General features: G+C 70.0%; 20 protein-coding genes. 11 read left to right on the top strand and 9 right to left on the bottom strand.

Annotated features, from left to right (window positions below):
- Nucleotides 1–7 precede the first annotated feature (7 nt).
- Together AB0C33_RS20355 and AB0C33_RS20350 are read left to right on the top strand one after the other, a co-directional pair.
- A complete protein-coding gene (locus AB0C33_RS20355) occupies nt 8–739 on the top strand; it encodes a hypothetical protein (RefSeq protein ID WP_358290053.1) in 732 nt (243 codons plus the stop codon).
- Nucleotides 736–2130, top strand: coding sequence for an O-antigen ligase family protein (locus tag AB0C33_RS20350; RefSeq protein WP_358290050.1), 1395 nt, complete (start codon nt 736–738; stop codon nt 2128–2130). The genes AB0C33_RS20355 and AB0C33_RS20350 overlap by 4 nt, the downstream gene beginning before the upstream one ends.
- On the opposite strand, the gene rfbC is transcribed toward AB0C33_RS20350, so the two are convergent.
- Together rfbC and AB0C33_RS20340 are read right to left on the bottom strand one after the other, a co-directional pair.
- On the bottom strand, nt 2019–2567 hold the full coding sequence (gene rfbC, locus AB0C33_RS20345; protein ID WP_358290047.1) for a dTDP-4-dehydrorhamnose 3,5-epimerase: 549 nt from the start codon (nt 2565–2567) through the stop codon (nt 2019–2021). The two genes, AB0C33_RS20350 and rfbC, sit on opposite strands and share 112 nt — an antisense overlap.
- Before the next feature lie 94 nt (nt 2568–2661).
- On the bottom strand, nt 2662–3585 hold the full coding sequence (locus AB0C33_RS20340; protein ID WP_358290044.1) for a glycosyltransferase family 2 protein: 924 nt from the start codon (nt 3583–3585) through the stop codon (nt 2662–2664).
- Between the two features lie 106 nt (nt 3586–3691).
- On the opposite strand from AB0C33_RS20340, the gene AB0C33_RS20335 reads away from it, so the two are divergent.
- The 3 genes from AB0C33_RS20335 (at nt 3692) to AB0C33_RS20325 (ending at nt 7015) form a co-directional block, all read left to right on the top strand.
- Complete coding sequence (locus tag AB0C33_RS20335) at nt 3692–4507, top strand: 2OG-Fe(II) oxygenase (RefSeq protein ID WP_358290041.1); 816 nt, start codon at nt 3692–3694, stop codon at nt 4505–4507.
- Nucleotides 4504–5424 (top strand): hypothetical protein, encoded by a 921-nt coding sequence (locus AB0C33_RS20330; RefSeq protein ID WP_358290038.1) that lies wholly within the window; start codon nt 4504–4506, stop codon nt 5422–5424. Before AB0C33_RS20335 ends, AB0C33_RS20330 begins: the two co-directional genes overlap by 4 nt.
- A 163-nt stretch (nt 5425–5587) precedes the next feature.
- Nucleotides 5588–7015 carry a hypothetical protein gene (locus AB0C33_RS20325; RefSeq protein WP_358290036.1) on the top strand — a complete coding sequence of 476 codons (1428 nt, stop codon included), beginning with the start codon at nt 5588–5590 and terminating at the stop codon, nt 7013–7015.
- 18 nt (nt 7016–7033) lie between these two features.
- Here the strand turns inward: AB0C33_RS20325 and AB0C33_RS20320 are convergent, their stop codons facing one another.
- The 6 genes from AB0C33_RS20320 to AB0C33_RS20295 form a co-directional block, all read right to left on the bottom strand.
- A complete protein-coding gene (locus AB0C33_RS20320; RefSeq protein ID WP_358290033.1) occupies nt 7034–7690 on the bottom strand; it encodes a class I SAM-dependent methyltransferase in 657 nt (218 codons plus the stop codon).
- 60 nt (nt 7691–7750) lie between these two features.
- Complete coding sequence (locus AB0C33_RS20315) at nt 7751–8674, bottom strand: NAD-dependent epimerase/dehydratase family protein (RefSeq protein WP_358290030.1); 924 nt, start codon at nt 8672–8674, stop codon at nt 7751–7753.
- Between the two features lie 61 nt (nt 8675–8735).
- A complete protein-coding gene (locus tag AB0C33_RS20310) occupies nt 8736–9782 on the bottom strand; it encodes a 2-oxoacid:ferredoxin oxidoreductase subunit beta (protein ID WP_358290028.1) in 1047 nt (348 codons plus the stop codon).
- Nucleotides 9775–11619, bottom strand: a complete 1845-nt coding sequence (locus AB0C33_RS20305) for a 2-oxoacid:acceptor oxidoreductase subunit alpha (RefSeq protein ID WP_358290025.1) — start codon at nt 11617–11619, stop codon at nt 9775–9777. Before AB0C33_RS20305 ends, AB0C33_RS20310 begins: the two co-directional genes overlap by 8 nt.
- A 120-nt stretch (nt 11620–11739) precedes the next feature.
- Nucleotides 11740–11829, bottom strand: coding sequence for a putative leader peptide (locus tag AB0C33_RS20300; protein WP_352322479.1), 90 nt, complete (start codon nt 11827–11829; stop codon nt 11740–11742).
- A gap of 33 nt (nt 11830–11862) precedes the next feature.
- Complete coding sequence (locus AB0C33_RS20295; protein WP_358290022.1) at nt 11863–13350, bottom strand: polysaccharide deacetylase family protein; 1488 nt, start codon at nt 13348–13350, stop codon at nt 11863–11865.
- A gap of 85 nt (nt 13351–13435) precedes the next feature.
- Here AB0C33_RS20295 and ndhC point away from each other — a divergent pair, with 85 nt between their 5' ends.
- From ndhC to AB0C33_RS20265, 6 genes are all read left to right on the top strand, one after another.
- On the top strand, nt 13436–13807 hold the full coding sequence (gene ndhC / locus AB0C33_RS20290) for an NADH-quinone oxidoreductase subunit A (RefSeq protein ID WP_358290019.1): 372 nt from the start codon (nt 13436–13438) through the stop codon (nt 13805–13807).
- A 74-nt stretch (nt 13808–13881) separates the two neighbouring features.
- A complete protein-coding gene (locus AB0C33_RS20285; protein WP_358290016.1) occupies nt 13882–15141 on the top strand; it encodes a M48 family metallopeptidase in 1260 nt (419 codons plus the stop codon).
- Between the two features lie 90 nt (nt 15142–15231).
- Entirely contained in the window at nt 15232–15705 is a 474-nt protein-coding gene (locus AB0C33_RS20280; protein WP_352322499.1) for an NADH-quinone oxidoreductase subunit B family protein, read from the top strand.
- Complete coding sequence (locus AB0C33_RS20275) at nt 15702–16244, top strand: NADH-quinone oxidoreductase subunit C (RefSeq protein ID WP_357994090.1); 543 nt, start codon at nt 15702–15704, stop codon at nt 16242–16244. Before AB0C33_RS20280 ends, AB0C33_RS20275 begins: the two co-directional genes overlap by 4 nt.
- Complete coding sequence (gene nuoH / locus AB0C33_RS20270) at nt 16237–17178, top strand: NADH-quinone oxidoreductase subunit NuoH (RefSeq protein WP_358290014.1); 942 nt, start codon at nt 16237–16239, stop codon at nt 17176–17178. The genes AB0C33_RS20275 and nuoH overlap by 8 nt, the downstream gene beginning before the upstream one ends.
- A gap of 79 nt (nt 17179–17257) precedes the next feature.
- Nucleotides 17258–18202 (top strand): hypothetical protein, encoded by a 945-nt coding sequence (locus AB0C33_RS20265; protein ID WP_358290012.1) that lies wholly within the window; start codon nt 17258–17260, stop codon nt 18200–18202.
- A gap of 265 nt (nt 18203–18467) precedes the next feature.
- Here the strand turns inward: AB0C33_RS20265 and AB0C33_RS20260 are convergent, their stop codons facing one another.
- Complete coding sequence (locus tag AB0C33_RS20260; protein WP_358290010.1) at nt 18468–19703, bottom strand: serine/threonine-protein kinase; 1236 nt, start codon at nt 19701–19703, stop codon at nt 18468–18470.
- Between the last annotated feature and the right edge of the window lie 149 nt (nt 19704–19852).

Below are 19852 nucleotides of genomic sequence, written 5' to 3'. Positions count from 1 at the left end.
GCCCGCCATGGACTTCTGGGCGACGGCGAAGATCCTGTTCAAGCGCTGGTACGTGACGGTCCCCGCGTTCCTGCTCACGGTCGTGACGGCCCTCGGCGTCTTCGCCGTCGCGCCCAAGACCTTCATCTCCAGTTCGGCGCTCGTGCTGACCCTGCCGGTGACCGGCGGCAGCGTGCCCAGCGACCCCAAGTTCCCCAATCCGCGCACCAACCCCCTGGTCTCCTTCGACCAGGGGCTCAGCATGACCTCCTCGATCCTCATCCAGGCGCTCAACACGCCCCAGACGGCCGCCGCGCTCGGCGCGCCCATCGGCGGCGACGTCACCCTCAAGATCACCAGCGGTGGCACCAACCCCGAGCTGATGCCCGCCACCCCGTTCATCGTGATCATCTGTGAGGCGCCGACCGCCGAGCTGGCCCACGGCATCGTCGTGAAGGTCACCGCCCTGGCCCAGAAGGAGCTGCGGGCCCGGCAGCAGCAGGTCAAGGCGCCGCCCACCACGTACGTGACCGCCACCGTCGTGGTGCCGCCGACCGCGCCCGACGAGAAGAAGGGCAGCCGCATGCGCAGCGCCGTCATCACCGGCGCGCTGGCGTTCTTCATGAGCCTGTTCGCCGCCTTCGCCGTCGAGAGCTTCGCCCGGCACCGCCGTTCACGCCGCCGGGCCTGGGGCGGTCCCGTGCTGTTCGAGCCCGCGCTCGCCAACGGCGCCAGGACGTCTGCGGGACACGAAGGATGACCGGCACCGTCCTGCCGCGGCGCGCCGACGGCGCCACCCTGGCCTGCCTGTTCGTGCTGTTCCTGCTGATCCTGCCGGCCCGCCTGGCGGTCGCCGGGCTGCCGCTCTCGCTCACCCCCGCCGAGATCATGGCCCTGTTCATGGGCGTGGTGTGGGTGTGCGCCCAGATGGTCGGCACGACCGGCGTCGCCAAGGGCGGCAACCCCGTCCGCACCTCGATCTTCGTCTACGGCATGCTCCTGCTGGCCGTCTACGGTTACACGACCTACCGCTACCTGCCCTCCGACGAGCTCAACCTCGCCGACCACACGCTGGTGCTGTACCTGGGGTACGCGAGCCTGCTGCTGGTGATGTGCGACGGGATCGGCAGCCGCGAGCGCCTCGACTTCGTGCTCAAGGCGGTCGTCATCGGCGGCACGTTCGCCGCGATCGTCGCGTTGCTGCAGTTCCGGCTGGACTTCGACCTGACCGAGTACATGCGCGTCCCGGGCCTGCGCCACTCCTCGGTCGAGGAGGTGCCGACCGTGATCTCCCGGTCCGACCTGCGCAGGGTCGCCGGCACGCTCGGCCACCCGATCGAGTTCGGCGCGCTGTCGGCGATGCTGCTGCCGCTGGCCGCCCACCTCGGCTTCCAGGCGCGCAGCCGGGGCCAGGCCGCGACCCGCTGGTGGATCTGCGCGGCCGTCATCGCGGCCGGCCTGATGTTCTCGGTCTCCAGGACGGCCGTGCTCGGCCTGGCCGGGGCCGGGCTGATCCTGCTGCTCGGCTGGTCCAACCGGCGGCGGATCGTCACCATCGGCGCGTTCGTGGTGTTCCTGGGCTTCATGAAGGTGCTGGCGCCGGGCCTGATCGGCACGTTCTACAACCTGTTCGCCGGCGCGGGCGAGGACAGCAGCGTCATCTACCGCACCCACGACTACCCCTTCGCGATGCGGGAGTTCGCCAAGAGCCCGTTCTTCGGCCGCGGCCTCGGCACCTGGTACCCCTTCAAGCACCAGGTGTTCGACAACCAGTACCTGCTGTCCCTGGTGGAGACCGGGGTGGTCGGCGTGCTCGGGTTCGTCGGCGTGATCGGGTGCGGGATCGTCGTCGCCCTGCGGGTGCGCCGGATGAGCACCGACCCGAACGTGCGCAACCTCGGCCTGACCATCGCCGCCTGCCTGGTGATCCCGCTGCTCGGCGCGGCCACCTTCGACCTGCTGTCCTTCCCCGGCATCACCAGCGTGCTGTTCCTGCTCGTCGGCGCGGCCGGGGCGCTGATGCGGTTCGAACGCCGCGATCAGGCGGCCAGGACGGCCCTGAGCTCCTTCCACGAGCCCGCCGACCTGTCGCGCTCGCTGATCGCGGTCACCGGCAACGGCCACGGCAGCGCGAGGTCGGGGTCGTCGTAGCGGACGGCCAGGTCCTCGGCCGGGTCGTGCTCCCTGTCGATGCGGTAGCAGACGTCGGCCTGCTCGGTCAGCGCCTGGTAGCCGTGCAGCACGCCCGGCGGCACGTACAGGTTGGCGAAGGTCACGTCGTCGAGCCGGACGGCGACGTGCGAGCCGAACGTCGGCGACCCGGGCCGCGCGTCCACCAGGACGTCCAGCACCGCGCCGCGGGCCGCGCGCACCAGCTTGGCCTCGCCGCGCCCCGACCGGCCGTGCATGCCCCTGATCGTGCCGAGCCGCGAGCGCGACTGGCTGTCCTGGACGAACGCCGTGTGGTCCAGCCCGTGCTCGGCGGCGATCACGGCGTCGAAGGTCCTGGTGAACAGGCCGCGGTCGTCGTGGCTCGGCGTCGGCACGAACAGCAGCGCGCCTTCGAGCCCCAGTCGCTCGACTCTCATCGTGTTCCTCTCCTGTGGAAGGGCCCGCGGCTCCTGTGGAAGGGCCCGCGGCTCCTGTGCGAGGGCCCGCGGCTCCTGTGCGAGGGCCCGCGGTTCAGCCCGGCAGGGCCCGCAGGCGGCGGGACGGCCTGAGCAGGGCCACGACCGAGGCCCTGGCCGTACGCCGCCCGGCCGCCGCCCGCATCGCCTCGCCGAGCAGCACCGCCAGGTAGAAGCCCGCGGTCGCGACCCGGCCCCGGCGCCGCCGGAACAGCCGGACGCGGTTGACGGTGAGCAGCGCGGCCAGCATCGGGCTGGTCTTGGCCTCGCCGCCGATGTGCTCGACCACGGCGGCCGGCTCGTACCAGAGGGTCCAGCCGGCGTCCGCGGCGCGCAGCGCGTACTCGGTCTCCTCGCTGTAGAGCAGGAAGGACTCGTCCCAGGGGCCGAGCAGGGCCAGCGCCGTGGCCGAGACGAGCATGGCGGCGCCGGTGGCCCAGTCGGCCGGCCCGGGACGTTCGTAACGGGCCGGATCGACGACCATCTCGCCCAGCGTGCCGATCCGGCCCGCCAATCGGCCGCCGACCAGCGACTCGGCCAGCGCGCGGCGTACCGCGGGCGTGCGGCGCAGCGAGTGGTGGAGTACCCCCTCGGTGCTGACCAGCCGGGGGACCGCGATGCCGATGCCGGGCCGGTCGAGGGCCGCGGCCAGCACGGCCAGCGCGCCGGGACGCAGGCGGCAGTCCGGGTTCAGGACGAGCACCGCGTCGAGGTCGTCCAGGTCGAGCGAGGCGACCCCGGCGTTGATCGCCGCGGCGTACCCGGCGTTCCGGCCCACCTGAAGGGGCCGTACGGGCAGGCCGGCGGCCTGTTCGGCGATGGCGAGCGAGTCGTCCTTGGAGGCGTTGTCGGCCACGACGACGTCGGTGAGCCGGACCCCCTTCGCGCCCTCGGGCAGGGAGGCCAGGCAACCGCCGAGGACCGGCGCGCTGTTGTAGGTCACGATCACGATCGCGACTCGGGGAGAGCCGGGCGTCACATGTCGCCATCGGCGGCCGGGAATGGATCGTTACAGGTAACAGAAGGCACTGATGAGGCGATGAGGAGGTAGGGGCCGGGTGTCGTAGGAGACGGAGACACATTCCATGCAGGATCTGCAGGCTTTCACCTTCCACCGGGACGAGCTGTTCCCGCTGGCGGACAAGTACTCCGAGCAGTTCCGTACCGCCTCGCCGTTCCGTCACGTCGTCATCGACGACTTCCTGCCGCCCGAGGTGCTGGAGCCCGTCCTCGACGAGTTCCCCGAGCCGCGCGACGCCACCTGGCAGCGGTTCGACAGCGCGCGCGAGGTGAAGCTGGCGCTGGCCGACACCGAGCGCATGGGGCCGGCCACCCGGCGCCTGCTGGCCGAGTTCAACAGCGGCGTGTTCGTCGAGTTCCTGGAGCGGCTGACCGGCATCACGCAACTGGTCTCCGACCCGCACTTCGAGGGCGGCGGCCTGCACCAGATCCGGCCCGGCGGCTTCCTGAAGGTGCACGCCGACTTCAACCGCAGCCGCCGGCTCAACCTCGACCGCCGGCTCAACGGCCTGCTCTACCTCAACAAGGACTGGCAGGAGAGCTACGGCGGCCACCTGCAGCTGTGGAACAAGGACATGACCGAGTGCGAGGGCAAGATCCTCCCGGTCTTCAACCGCTTCGTGCTGTTCGCCACGACCGACGACGCCAACCACGGCCACCCCGACCCGCTCACCTGCCCGGACGACCGGGCCCGCCGCTCGATGGCGCTCTACTACTACTCCAACGGCAGACCCGACGACGAGGTCACCGACGACCACACCACGCTGTTCAAGCAGCGGCCGGGCGAGGCGTGGAAGAGCAACCTGCGCCAGGTCGCCAAACGCTGGACGCCGCCCGCGCTGGCCGACCTCGTCGGCGGCCGGAGGACCAAGGGCGAGTGAGGCCGTACGTCCGAGGGGCCTGGTGCCTCGTCGCGGTCCTGGTCGTGCTGCTGGGCGGCTGCACCGGGTCCCCCGGCGGGCCCGAGGTCACCCGGTCGCCCGCCGCGGCCACGTCCAGGCCGGGCACGCCGCCGTCGTCGAAGCCGGCCGAGCAGGGCTGGCCGGGCGCGCACAACACCGGCGTGCCCGAGGGGATGGCGCTGCGCAAATCAGGATCGATCCGGGTGACCAGGAACGGCACGGTGATCGACGGCGTCGAGGTGACCGGCTACATCACGGTCGAGGCCGACGACGTGGTCATCCGCAACACGCGGGTGCGCGGCACCAAGGGCTGGTGGGGCATCCTCCAGCGCGAGGGACGCACCGGCCTGACGGTCGAGGACACCGAGATCTTCGGCAACGGCAGGGCGCGCACCCAGTTCGGCATCCTCAACCAGGGCAAACTGATCACGATCCGCCGGGTGGACGTCCACACCATCTCCAACGGCATCCTGACCCAGCAGGGCCTGGTCGAGGACTCCTACGTGCACGACCCGAAGTACTACTCCGGCGACCACACCGACATGATCATGTCCACCGGGCCGCCCGCGCCCGGCACCGAGCTGGTCATCCGGCGCAACACGGTGATCAACACCCTCGACCAGACCGGCGCCATCGCCCTCTTCCAGGACTTCGGCGTGGTCAAGGACGTGACGGTCGAGGGCAACCTGCTGGCCGGCGGCGGCTGGTCGCTGTACGCCGGGGCCGGGGTGAAGGGGAAGTCGTCCAACATCAAGGTGATCGGGAACGTCTTCAGCCGCCGCGTCTGGCCCAAGGGCGGAGCGGCGGGGCCGGTTTCATATTGGGATAAGGACGGGCCCGGAAATCGGTGGCAGGGGAACACCTGGGAAAACGGCGGCACGGTGACGCCGGGATGACGCCTCTCTGTCGGATTTGCCGCAATAGATGAGAAACATGAGCTTGTTGTGAATTTGGAGGATAACGAGTTTATTTCGGTAAAAGGCACCACTTCTTCTTTCGGCATGGCTACTCTCTCCCCTTGGGGGACTCGGACTCGGCCACGATCGGAAGGAGTCGCCTGTGTCGCGGCATCGAAGAGGGAAGAGACGTACCGGCTGGTTATCCCTGGCCGGGGTCTCCGTGGTGGCGCTGCTGGCCGGCGGGTACGGCCTCGTCGTCTCCGATGTACTGGACCCCCGGGCCGTCCTGACGGAGGCCAGTGGGGCGAGCAGCGCGGCCTCGCCGCAGGCCGCCGCCGGCCGGCGGGCCCAGCCGCGTCCCACCACCCACAAGCCCCGGCCCACCAGGACCCGAAGCCAGGAGCCCAGGTGGTGGCCCAGGCGGCCCACGAGGCAGCCGACCGCGCGCCCGACGCGCCGTCCCACCCACCGGCCGACACACCGCCCGACGCCGACCGGCACCCTGCCCGGCACCCCACCGGGCACCCCACCCGGGACGCCCACGATGACGCCCACGACGACGCCCACGACGACGCCCACGGTGAGTCCTCCCGCCACGCCGACCGTCACGGCCACGCCCACCCCGACCCCGACCCCCACGGGCACGCCGCCCACCGAGTCGCCGACCCCGACGCCCACCAAGACGCCCACCGGCACTCCGACGGCGACCCATACGGCGACCCCCACGGCCACCAAGACCCCGCCCCAGACCCCGCCCCAGACGCCGACCCAGACCCCCACCAAAACCCCCACCTCCACCCCGCCCCCCGGCGGCGGCGGCTGGCCCGGGGCGGGCAACACCGGCGTCCCCGACGGCACCGACCTGGTCAAGAAGACCGGCTCGATCGTCATCAAGGAGGACGGCAAGGTCATCGACGGCTGGGACGTCACCGGTGACATCACCGTCGAGGCCGACAACGTGACCATCCGCAACACCCGCGTCCGCGGCCAGAGCGACTACTGGGGCATCCTCCAGCGCGAGGGCTTCTCCGGCCTGAAGGTCGAGGACAGCGAGATCTTCGGCAACGGCAAGGTGCGCACCCAGTTCGGCATCCTCAACCAGGGCAAGCTGGTCACGATCCGCCGGGTGGACATCCACACGATCTCCAACGGCATCCTCACCGACCAGGGGCTGGTCGAGGACTCCTACGTGCACGACCCGAAGTACTACTCCGGCGACCACACCGACATGATCATGTCCACCGGCACCGCCGCCCCCGGCACCGAGCTGGTCATCCGGCACAACACGGTGATCAACACGCTCGACCAGACCGGCGCCATCGCCCTCTTCCAGGACTTCGGCGTCACCAGGAACGTCACCGTCCAGGGCAACTTCCTGGCCGGCGGCGGCTGGTCGCTGTACGCGGGCGCCGGACGGAAGGGCCTGTCGTCCAACATCAAGGTGATCGACAACGTCTTCAGCCGCAAGGTCTGGCCGAAGGGCGGCTACGCCGGCCCGGTGTCGTACTGGGACGCGAACGGGCCGGGCAACGTCTGGAAGGGCAACTCCTGGGAGGGCGGCGGCGCGACCATCATGGGCACGGACTGACCCCGGCGAGCCTGGGCCTCAGCTGCGGACCGCGATGACCGACTTCACCAGCCCGGCCAGCCGCTCGAAGCGCAGCCGCGACTTGGGGAAGTAGTGCCGCATCTCGGTCACGCTCAGCAGCTCGACCTCCATGGCGATCATCCGGGCGGCGTCCCGGTCGGAGGTCGGCGTGTGGACGAGCGGCCAGCGGCGCAGGATCGTCGTCCGCGCGGCGAGCGGCAGGAACTGGAAGCCGGGGAACAGGAAGTGCGGTTCGACCGGGAAGTACCGGTAGGGCGTCTGCACCCAGTGGCGATCGGCCATCTCGTGCACGGTGTCGGCGAACCGCTGCCGGCGCTGATGTCCGCCGACGTGCTCGATGACGGCGTTGGAGAAGACCAGGTCGTAGCGGCTGCCGCGGATCGCGGGCGGCAGGTCGCAGGCGTCGGCGACGTCGGCCCGCAGCCAGGACGGCAGGTCGGCGGGCGGCTGTTCGAGGTTGACGATGTGCACGTGCGCGGGCCTGACCGGGGCGCGCATCCAGGCCCCGGCCGTGCCGCCGAGGTCGAGGACGTTCATCCGGTCGAGGTCGGGGAAACGGGCGGCGAACCATTGCCACCTGCGTGCCCGCGCCTTGGCTCCCAGCGAGTCGGGAGCGTCCACGAAACGACTGCGCAGGGCGTTCAGGCGGCTCATAAAGGCAACTCCTCCGGCCGGAATAAGTAGCCCCATGCTCGCAGAATTTCGCCTGTCCGGCTAAGAGGGCCTTTCTTCGTGACATTCTTGGGATGCATACCAATTGACCGTCCGGCGCAACCCTTCGTCCAATTCCGTGGCAGGGCGCCAGCCGAGCCGGTCCGCCGCCGGGACGATGTCGGCGACCTGCGTGATGTCGTGCGGACGGTCGGGCGCGGCGCCGAACTCGGGCCGCGTGTCCGCGCCCGTGATGCGGTAGAGCCGCTCGACGACCTCGTGGGCGGCGGTCCGTACGCCGGTGCCGACGTCGAGCGTGTGGCCGACCGCCTTGTCGGACTCGCCCGCCAGCACGAACGCGTCGACGACGTCGTCCACGTAGATCCAGTCGGCGAGCTTGGCGCCCCTGGTCAGCCGGGGACGTTCGCCGCGCAGCAGGCTGAGCGTCACGTACGGCACGAGCTTGGTGGTGTCGGGCTGGGCCGGGCCGTAGACCATGCTGGGACGCAGCACGGTGACGGGAAGGTCCCAGAGCCGGTGGTAGAGCCGCGCGTAGCCGGTGGCGGCCCACTTGGACATCGCGTACGCCGACGAGGGCGGCGCATGGTCGTTGCCCGGCCGCGGCTCCTCGATCGAGCCGGTGAACACGGTCCGGACGCCGTGCTCGCGCGCGGCCGACAACACGTTGACCGCGCCCACGACGTTGCTCTCCAGCGTGGCCAGGACGACCTCGTCGCCGCGCGACCCGGTGACCTCGCCGGCGAGGTGGAACAGCAGGTTCGGGCGTACCGACCGGAACAGCCGCGCGGTGTCGCCGGCGTCGTCGAGCCGGGCCTGGTGCCAGATCTCCCCGTGGCGGGCCTGCTGTGGCCGCCGGCTGACCGCGTGCACCTGCGCGCCGAGCACGCGTAAGCGCGCGGCCAGGTGCGATCCGATGAACCCGGCCGCACCCGTCACCAGCACCACGGCCTCAGGCCAATACGACATCGTGGATTGACCTCCGTGGAAGATGGAGCCGTCGGGCCGACGGCTCCATCTAATACACGAACTAGCCGATGCGCCAGGTGTCTCCACCCATGAGCAGCTCGCTCAGGTCGCCGGGGCCCTTCTGCGCCACGGCCTCCTCCAGCTGGTCGGCCATGAGCACGTCGTAGGCCGGGCGGTCGACCTGGCGGAAGATGCCGATCGGCACGTGCTCGAAGGCCGGCTCGTCGAGCCTGCTGAGGGCGAAGGCCACCGACGGGTCGGGGTTGTGGGCGTCGTGCACGAGGATCTGCTCCTCGCTCACGCCGTCCCTGGCGACGACCTCGATGCCGCCGTTCGCGCCGCGCACGACGGCCTTGGACGCGCTCACGATCGGCTGGCCGTGCTCCAGGCGCAGCGTGATGTCGTCGCGCACCGCCGGGTCCTTGAGCTGCTCGAAGGCGTTGTCGTTGAAGATGTTGCAGTTCTGGTAGATCTCCACCAGCGACGTGCCGCGGTGGGCCGTGGCCTCGCGCAGCACCGACTGCAGGTGCTTGCGGTCGGAGTCGATCGTGCGGGCCACGAACGACGCCTCGGCGCCGATGGCCAGCGAGATCGGGTTGAACGGCTTGTCCAGCGAGCCCATCGGGGTCGACTTGGTGATCTTGCCAACCTCGGAGGTGGGCGAGTACTGGCCCTTGGTCAGACCGTAGATCCTGTTGTTGAACAGCAGGATGTTCAGGTTGACGTTGCGGCGCAGCGCGTGGATCAGGTGGTTGCCGCCGATGGACAGCGCGTCGCCGTCACCGGTGATCACCCACACCGACAGGTCGGGCCGCGAGGCGGCCAGGCCGGTCGCGATCGCGGGCGCGCGGCCGTGGATCGAGTGGAAGCCGTAGGTGTTGAGGTAGTACGGGAAGCGCGAGGAGCAGCCGATGCCGGAGACGAACACGATGTTCTCGCGCCGCAGCCCCAGCTCGGGCAGGAAGCTCTGCACGGCCGCCAGGATCGCGTAGTCGCCGCAACCCGGGCACCAGCGCACCTCCTGGTCGGACTTGAAGTCCTTCAGCCCCTGCTTGACGTCGGTCTTGGGAACCAGGCTCAGGCCCTTCCCGTTCACCAGCTCAGTCACTGTCGATCACGTCCTGAATGACTCCGGCCAGCTCCTCGGCCTTGAACGGGAGCCCGCGCACGCGGTTGTAGCTGATCACGTCGACGAGGTAGCGGGCCCGCAGCAGCAGCGCGAGCTGGCCGAGGTTGATCTCGGGCAGCAGCACCTTGTCGTAGCTCTTGAGCACCTCGCCGGTGTTGGCCGGCAGCGGGTTGAGGTGGCGCAGGTGCGCCTGGGCGACCTTGCCGCCCTCGCGCCGGATGCGCCGCACGGCCGCCGCGATCGGCCCGTACGTCGAGCCCCAGCCGATGACCAGGACCTTGGCGTCGCCGTCGGGGTCGTCGACCGCGAGGTCGGGCACGTCGATCCCGGCGATCTTGGAGGCCCGGGTGCGGACCATCAGGTCGTGGTTGTCCGGGTCGTAGGAGATGTTGCCGGTGCCGTCGGCCTTCTCGATGCCGCCGATGCGGTGTTCGAGGCCGGGGGTGCCGGGGATGGCCCAGGGGCGGGCCAGCGTCTCGGTGTCACGCTTGAACGGCAGGAACTCGCCGCCCTCACCGTTGGGCTCGGTCGTGAATTCCTGCGAAATGTCGGGCAAGTCGGAAACTTCGGGCAGGCGCCACGGCTCCGAGCCGTTGGCCAGGTAGCCGTCCGAGAGCAACATGACCGGCGTGCGGTACTTGACCGCGATGCGGGCCGCCTCGACGGCCGCGTCGAAGCAGTCGCTCGGCGAGAGCGGCGCGACGATCGGCACCGGCGACTCGCCGTTGCGGCCGAACATGGCCATCAGCAGGTCGGTCTGCTCGGTCTTGGTCGGCATGCCCGTGCTGGGACCGGCGCGCTGGACGTCAACGATGATCAACGGCAGCTCGGTGGTGACCGCGAGGCCGACCGTCTCCGCCTTCAGCGCCACGCCGGGGCCGGAGGTGGTGGTCACGCCCAGCGCCCCGCCGAACGCGGCCCCCAGCGCCGCGCCGACGCCCGCGATCTCGTCCTCCGCCTGGAAGGTGCGGATGCCGAACCGCTTGTGCTTGGACAACTCGTGCAGGATGTCGCTGGCCGGCGTGATCGGGTACGAGCCCAGGAACAGCGGCAGCTTCGACTGCACGCTGGCCGCGATCAGCCCGTAGGCGAGGGCCTGGTTCCCGGAGATGTTGCGATAGACGCCGGGAGCCAGCCTGGCCGGCTTGACCTCGTAGGAGACCGAGAACGACTCGGTCGTCTCGCCGTAGTTCCAGCCCGCCTGGAAGGCCGCGATGTTCGCCTTGGCGATGTCGGGCTTCTTGGCGAACTTCTGCTGCAGGAACGAGATCGTCTGCTCGGTCGGCCGGTGGTAGAGCCACGACAGCAGGCCGAGGGCGAACATGTTCTTGGCGCGCTCGGCGTCCTTCTTCGAGATCTCGAAGCCTTCGAGCGCCTTGACCGTCAGCGAGGTCAGCGGCACCGCGTGCACGCGCCACTCGCTCAGGGAGTCGTCCTCCAGCGGGTTGGCCGCGTAGCCGACCTTCTGCAGGTTGCGCTTGGAGAACTCGTCGGTGTTGGCGATGATGTCGGCGCCGCGCGGCAGGTCGCCGAGGTTGGCCTTCAGCGCCGCCGGGTTCATGGCCACGAGCACGTTGGGCGCGTCGCCGGGCGTCAGGATGTCGTGGTCGGCGAAGTGGAGCTGGAAGCTCGACACGCCGGGCAGGGTTCCTGCGGGGGCGCGGATCTCGGCGGGGAAGTTGGGCAGCGTCGACAGGTCGTTGCCGAACTCCGCCGTCCCCGCGGTGAAGCGGTCGCCGGTGAGCTGCATGCCGTCGCCGGAGTCGCCGGCGAACCTGATGATCACGCGGTCGAGTTGCTGGACCTGCTTCGTCACAGCTCAGTCCTCCTCGACGCGCCAAGGCGCGGTTGCGTTGGGCGCGTTCTCTGTTTCCATGCTAGATCCTCGGAAGGTCACGCGTTTGCCAGCCGCGAAAGCGGGTAACGCGGTCGGAAGTCAGGGTGAGGCGGGAGAACGACGACACAGCCCTGACGCGAGCCTGCAGAGGTCTACATGCAGGCGTGCGAAGAGGACGGTTCGGGTCACGAGCGCCAATGATACGTCCCCCCAACACGTGTGCTACGTCAGGGGCTGCTTACGCGACTGCTGGTTCCCCGACTCGTACAGGCGTCCGGCGCGCATCGCTGCGGAGCCGTACAACTCTGGAACGGTCACGAAGGTGTAACCCTTCCCGCTGAGTTCTTTCAGGATGCCCGGAATCGCGTCGATCGACTCGGGGTTGGTGTCGTGCATCAGGATGATCGCGCCCGGATGGGCCTTGCGCACGACGCGCTCGGCGATCTCCGACGCCGTCGCGCCGGGCTCGTCCCTGGAGTTCACGTCCCAGCCGACCAGCGACAGTCCCAGGTCGCGGGCGACGTCGCGCACGTCCTTGCTGATCGCGCCGTACGGCGGGCGGGCCAGCGTGGGCTCCTGCGCGATCGCCGCCCGGACGGCGTCGTCGGTACGCCGGAAGGAGTCGGCGATCTTGCTGGTCGCCTGCTTCGACAGGTCCCGGTGCGACCAGGAGTGGTTGCCGACCAGGTGGCCTTCCGCGCTCATCCGGCGCAGCAGGCCCGGCTGCGCGACGGCGTTCGTCCCGACGGTGAAGAAGGTGGCCCGCGCCTTGCCGGCGGCCAGCAGGTCGAGCAGCCGCCCGGTCCGCGGCCCCGGCCCGTCGTCGAACGTCAGCGCCACGCACTTGGTCCTGGCGCAGTTCACGCTCCCGGCCCGGTTGCTGGACGCCTCGGGGCTCGCCGCCGGCGCAGTCTTCGGCGTCGTCGCCGGCCCGGCCGGAGGGGCGCTGCGGGCGGCCTCCCGCACGCTCTCCTGGGCCCGGCGTCCCAGCTCGGACAGCAGCGGCGCGACCCGTCCCGCCTGGACGGCCACCGCGACCCGGCCGAGCGAGCACGGCCCGATCTGGCAGTCGTCGAACTCGACCACCAGGTCGCCGCTCCGGTTGAAGGCCATGGAGTCGAACTGGCCGGGGTCGGCCCGCACGCCGTCCCGCTCGACCTGCGGCCCGCGTCCCTTGAGCTGCTCCTTGACCAGCACCGCGAGCCGGTCCAGCGCCTGCGTCCCGCCCAGCAGCGCCGTGGACCCGCCCGCCTTGCCGGTACGCGGGTCGAACCAGAAGGTACGGGTGGAGTTGCCCCAGCTCGCGCCCAGGAACTCGCCGGTGCGCAGCCGAACCGCGACGGCCTCCGGGGAACGGGCGGCGAGCTGCCAGTCCACGTTCAGCTCGGGACGCGGGTAGTCGCCGTTGACGCTCTTGGCGGCCCGGAAGTCCCGCAGCTGCCGCTCGGCGTCCGCGCGCAGCGCGCGGTTCAGGCCCGGCGCGTCGGTCAGTTCGGGGTAGCTGATGTGCACGTATCTGCTGTGGTCGTCGTCCTCGTTGGTGATGGTCGCGGTGGACAGGCCGACGACTGTCGCGGGGTCGACGAAGTCGATCGCGGTCGGCTCTGCCGGGACCAGCACGTCCCGCTCGGGTGCGGCGGCGGCCAGCCCGCAGCCCCCGGCCGAGAGGGCCAGCAGAGCGATTCCAGCAAAGAATCGCGTTTGGTGCATGTCTGTCAGGGTATGTGGGAGATCTTAGCTTTTGCCCCGTCTTGGGGTTATGGGGTCTGAGGTTTGACTGGGTTACGATCACGTCATGGAGGGCTACTTCGGGTCCTACGTGCTGGTCGCCGCGCTGTTCGCGATCGGTGTCGCCATCGTCGCCGGGGCTCTCATGGCCAACCGGCTCCTGCGGCCCACCAGGCCGACCCCCGAGAAGCTGACCACGTACGAATGCGGCGTCGACCCCGTCGGCGACGGCTGGGCGCAGTCGCAGGTCCGCTACTACGTCTTCACCTACCTCTACGTCGTCTTTGCCGTCGACGCCGTCTTCCTCTTCCCGTGGGCCACGATCTTCGACGCGCCCGGCTACGGGGTGACGACACTGGTGGAGATGTTCGTGTTCCTCGGCTTCATCGCCCTCGGCATCCTGTACGCCTGGCGCAAACGGGTCTTGTCCTGGACATAGCCCTGCTCCTGGCCGCCGATCGTTACCCGGACGTGCTGGCGCCCTGAATGTGTCATCTGTCACCGTCCTCGGTCGTGCCGAGACAAAGATCGTGTCCCCGCTGCGACGTTTCGATCGAGCATGATGAGCGGTATCCCGCCTGGTGTCCGTCCTGCGGATGGAATCTGCCCGTCCCTCAGGGCAAGCGCTCGATCAGCGCGGCTCTCGCCGACCGCCTGACGGCCGGACTGCACGCCGACACGCTCAGAAGAGGCGCCGACGTACCGAAGGGGAAAGTCCCGCGGGCGCTCTCGTACCTGTTCGCGGGGCTCATCCACCTGATCGCGGCGAGCGCGATCGTCACGGCCGGCTGGACGGTCGTCACGTGGCCGAACGTTCTCGGCGTGCTGCTCGGCGCGTTCCTGCTGTTCGTGGCCTGGCTGATGCGGCCGCGTCTGGGCCGGGTGCCGAGCGGGCCGCTCGTGCTCACCAGACACGCCGCGCCGCGCCTGTACGACCTGACGGACAGGATCGGGGCGGAGATCGGGGCGGACCGGGTGGACCTCGTCGTCGTCACCCCCGTCTTCAACGCGTCCTTCGAACAGGTGGGCCCAAGCGGCAGACGCGTGCTCACGATCGGCGCCCCCCTCTGGGCGCTGCTCGAACCCCAGCAGCGGGTGGCGCTGCTCGCGCACGAGCTGAGCCATTCCAGCAACGGCGACAGCCGCCACGACCGGTTCACCCGTACGGCGCTCGGCGCGCTGGCCGCCGTGCACCGCGCGATGCGCGGCGCGGCCGGGGGTGGGGAGTACGTGGCGGAGGCCGTGCCGCAGAGCGTGCTCAGCGTCCTGGCGCTGGTGCTGCTCATCGTGATGCGCGTGGCCGGGCTCGTCGTCCGGCTGGTGGGTCTGCTCTTGCTGGTCGTCACCATGCGCTCCGCCCGCCAGGCCGAGTACGTCGCCGACGAACGCTCCGCCCGCATCGCCTCCTCCGCGGCCGCCGCAGCAATGCTTGACCTCGTCGCCACCGCCGACGTCGATGTGAACGAACTGGCCTGGATGTCGTCCGCGCTCGGTCCTTCGGTGTGGGAGCACCTGCGTGAGCGGCAGGCCGCCGTCCCCGACTCCGAGCTCGAGCGGCGCCGCCGGATCGAGGCCATGGCACAGGCCCGCCTCGACGACTCGCATCCACCGCTCCCGCTGCGCGTGGAGTTCGTCCGCTCGCTGCCTCACGACTGGCCCCTGATCAGGCTGCGCGACATTGAGAACGAGGCCATCGAGGCCGAACTCGCCCCCCTGTTCGACCGGCTCGCCACCGAGCTCGGCGCCACCAAGAGACATGATTCCTTTGCCTGACCTGCGATTCGCGCAAGAATGGGCGACATGGCAGCAACGGATCTCCCGATGCCCACCGTCGGACCTGTCTCCAGGCTCGCGCCCAAACCCATGCGGTTCGTGCTCAACTGGGGGCGGCGCTATTCGCTGTGGGTGTTCAACTTCGGGCTGGCCTGCTGCGCCATCGAGTTCATCGCGACCTCCATGAGCAGGCACGACTTCATCCGGTTCGGGGTCATCCCGTTCGCCAACGGCCCCCGTCAGGCCGACCTGATGATCGTCTCCGGCACGGTCACCGACAAGATGGCCCCCGCCGTGAAGCGCCTCTACGAGCAGATGCCCGATCCCAAGTACGTGATCTCGTTCGGCGCCTGCTCCAACACCGGCGGTCCCTACTGGGACTCCTACTGCGTCACCAACGGCGTCGACCAGATCATCCCCGTCGATGTCTACGTGCCCGGCTGCCCTCCCCGTCCCGAGGCGCTGCTCTACGGGATCATGAAGCTCCAGGAGAAGATCGCGGGGGAGAAGCTGAGCGACCGCTACGTCTGGTCCCGCTCCCACGGCTCCGAGGACCAGGCGTGAACGCCGCCGTCGCCGCCCGCTTCGGCGAGCGCGCCGAGATCAGCGAGTCCTACGGCGAGACCACGGTCGACGTCGCCCCCGCCGACTGGATCGAGCTGCTGACCTTCGCGCGCGACGACCTCGGCCACGCCTTCTTCGACTGGCTGACCGGCGTGGACGAGCCGCCCGACGCCTTCGTCGTCGTCGCCCACGTCTACAACCTGGACGCCCGCGAGCGGCTGCTGCTGCGCACCCGGGTGCCGCGCGCCGACCCGCGCCTGCCGTCCGCCGTCGGCGTCTACCGGGGGGCGAACTGGTACGAGCGCGAGACGTACGAGATGTTCGGGGTGATCTTCGAGGAGCACCCGTACCTGGTGCCGCTGCTCCTGCCCGACGGCTTCGAGGGCCATCCGCTGCGCAAGGACTTCGTGCTGGCCGCCCGCGTGGCCAAGCCGTGGCCGGGCGCCAAGGAGCCGGGCGAGTCAGGGCACGGCGCCCCGAGCCGCCGCAAGACGCTTCCGCCCGGAGTACCGGCCGATTGGGGTCCGCCTGATGCTTGAAGTGGTGCTGAGCTTCGTCGTCATCCTCGTCGTGTTCCTGGTGCTGCCGCTGATCGTCGGCCAGACCGAGCACAAGGTCATGGCCCACATGCAGTCGAGGCTCGGCCCCATGTACGCCGGCGGCTTCCACGGCTGGGCGCAGCTCATCGCCGACGGCGTGAAGTTCATGCAGAAGGAGGACGTCATCCCGGCCGCGGCCGACCGCCGCGTCTTCATGATCGCGCCGGGCGTGGCGCTGGTCCCGTACCTGGTCGTCCTGATCGTCATTCCGCTCGATCGCGGCCTGGTCGCCGTCGACCTCGATCTCGGGCTGTTCTTCGTGCTCGCCGTCATGGGCGTCGGGGTGCTCGGCGCGATCATGGCGGGGTGGGCGTCGGCCAACAAGTATTCGGTGCTCGGCGGCATGCGGGCGGCCGCCCAGCTCATGTCGTACGAGCTGCCGCTGGTGCTGGCGGCCTCGTCCGTGGCGATGGCGGCGGGCACGCTGTCGATGCCCGGCATCGTCGAGGCGTGGCAGTGGTGGTGGCTGCCCTGGCAGGCGATCGGCGGAGTGGTGTTCTTCGTGGCGGGGCTGGCCGAGCTGCGCCGTCCGCCGTTCGACATGCCGATCGCCGAGTCCGAGATCATCATGGGCCCGATGACCGAGTACACCGGCATGCGGTTCGCCCTGTTCATGCTCTCCGAGTACGCCGGGATCGTCGTCCTGTCCCTTCTGACCACCGTGCTCTTCCTGGGCGGCTGGCACGGGCCGTTCCTGCCCGGCTGGATCTGGACCCTGATCAAGGTCTTCGCGCTGGCGTTCGTGGTGATCTGGCTGCGCGTCACCTATCCGCGGCTGCGTGAGGACCAGCTCCAGAAGCTCGCCTGGGCCGGACTGGTGCCGCTGGCGCTCGTGCAGCTCGCGCTCACCGGAGTGGTGAAGGTCCTCATCTGAGTTTCGCGCCGGCGGAAACTTTATGACGCCCTTATCCGTCGTACCCGGCATAGGGGGCCCCGGATGAAGGGGACAATTCGTGAACGCGCAAATTCTGCCCGTCGCGGGCGCGATGAAAGGCGCCCGCTGCCCGAAAGTCAGTCTCACCTCCGACGGCCGCACCTTGACCGTCACCGACGTAGCCAGGGGCCGTTCCACGACCCTGTCGCCCGCGTCGCTCTATCGTTACGACTATTCGACAGACGGTTCCGGGAAGAGGTCGCGGTTCCTGAAAGGGGTCGCCGCCCTCGACCCCGACGGGCTCGTCCTGCTGGACCTGCCTGGCGACTGGCACCCACCCCAGCTGCGGGACTTCGCCGCCAAGGCCGGCATCCCGCTCCGGGACGGCCGGGACGACAGCTCCGAGCGGGCGCGCCGGATCCTGGCCGCCCGCGCCCCCGGCTGGGAACGCATCCGCGGAGTCCCGGCGCCGCGGACGGCCCGATGGAACCTGGCGCTGGGGGTGTGCGCGGGAATCGCCGGGCTGGCGTTGATGGTGTATCTGGGGGTCACCGGAATGTGGGTCGCCTGGCGCGGCTTCTCGGCCTTCGGACGTTTTCTGATGGAACTGATCGAGGCCAAATGGCTGATGGTGGCTTTCAGTCCCGCGTTGCTCGTCGTACGGCCCGTGCTGGGCGGGGTGCACCGGTGGCAGGAGAGGCGGGGCCTTGTCGTGGGGCCGCCCGGAGGGCCGTGTCTGCGGATGAAGTCGTCCCGGACGTTGTCGGTGTACCGCCGTTCGGGGGTCATCACCGAACTTCCGGTCGAACCGGGCAGCAGTCTCCTCCGCTACCGTCACGACGACCTGTGCGGCGTCTTCCTCCTCGACCCCGCGGGGAACCCCCTGCTCCACCTGCCCGGCCGCTGGCCCCCGGCCTCTCTCCACCGCTTCACCGAACGCCACGGGCTGGGGCTGGCGATGCACCGGGTCTCCCGCGAGGAATACCTGACCCTCACCACCCGCTCCCGCCAAGCCTTCCCCTGACCCCCTCCTCATCGGGCCGCCCTCCACGAACCCCTCGACCGGATCGTGAGGGGCGCCCTACTCCATCTCCCGTCCTGTCCCCTTGGGTAGGGGGTGCCCGCTTTCGTCGTACGGCGCTTGGTGGTGGGGCGACTCGCTTCGGGCCCTCCCGATCCGGCTGGCACGGACCGCCCACGGACGGTCACCGGTGGGCGAAGCGGTAAGCGGTGGTCATCCGCCTGCGGTCGGTTGTTCGGTGGTCGCGGCATGTGCCGGGGGGCGGTGGTCAGTGGACGATCGCGACCATCACGTCCGAAGCCGACGGGCGTTCCTGGGGGCGCTTGTTCAGGCATGCCCCCACCACGCCGCGCAAGGCGGGCGGCAACGGCGACAGGTCCGGGTGGACCGTGAGCACCCGGTTGAAGACGGCCGGCACGGTGTCCTCGCCGAACGCCGGACGCCCGGTGGCCGCGAACATCATCGTCACCGCCCAGCTGAACACGTCGGACGCCGGCCCCACAGGCTCCCCGGTCAGCTGCTCAGGCGACATGTACGGCGGCGTCCCCACCATCTTCCCGGACGTCATGGTCATCCGGTCGAGCGCCCGGGCGATCCCGAAGTCGATCACCCGCGGCCCGTCGTGCCCGATCAGGACGTTGCTCGGCTTGAAGTCACGATGCACCACCCCGGCCTTGTGGATGGCCGCCAGCGCTCCGGCTGTGGATAACGCGAGCCGCGTCAGGCCGTCCTCGTCGCGGGGCCCGTGGCGCCGTACGAGTTGCTCCAGCGACGGCCCCTCCACGTATTCCGAGACGATGTACGCGTGCTGTCCGTTGATGTTCACATCGAGCACCCGGGCTGTGGAGAACGTGGCGACCCGCCGAGCCGCGTCCACCTCCCGCGCGAACCGGGTGCGGGCGGTCTCGTCGACCAGGTCGTGCAGCACCTTGACCGCCACCCGCGCCCCGTTGGGCGCCATGGCCAGGTAGACGGCGCCCTGCCCGCCGCGCCCGAGCTGGTGCAGCACCCGGTAGTGCCCGATCCACTCCGGCTGCCCGCGATGCTGCTGATGGGTGGGGGCCGTGGTCCGTTGATGCAGGTCGGCGGGCCGATGCCGCGGCGTGGGCGTCTGGGCGGGCGCGTGCATGGGCGCCTGCGTGCGCACGGGGGCCTGCGCGTGCACCGGCGGCCGGTGCCGCGCCCGCGCCATCGCCGGCACCAGGACGGCCGAATGGGCGATCCCGCCGATCCAGGCGATCACGAACCCGAACGAGATCAGAGTGGACATCGGCTCGGGGATGTTGTCGAAGTCGTCGTACAACATGATGGCGATGACGAACGAGCCGATCAGGACCAGGTAGACGCAGGCCCCGATGGCCTGCCAGGTGCTCCGCAGCCAGAATGCCGCGAACCCGATCGTGAACGGGGTCGCCAGCCCGCACGAGATCAGGGCCAGGCTGGCCCACCCGATGGCGGCCGCCCACGCCCCGCTGCTGGGACGGACCGGATGGCTGTACGGCATGGCCGAGAGACTATCGCCATGCAGTCGTTCATATCGGACAGTCACCCAGCCTGTGGATAACTTCCACCGAACCTGTGGATGGCTGTGGAAAAACTGGGGACAACGGTCTTGACTCATTCACCTCCGCCGCCAAGTACGTCATGATGTTG

Source organism: Nonomuraea sp. NPDC048881 (assembly GCF_040649795.1).
Lineage (GTDB): Bacteria > Actinomycetota > Actinomycetes > Streptosporangiales > Streptosporangiaceae > Nonomuraea.
This window is presented reverse-complemented; position numbering and strand designations above follow the sequence as displayed.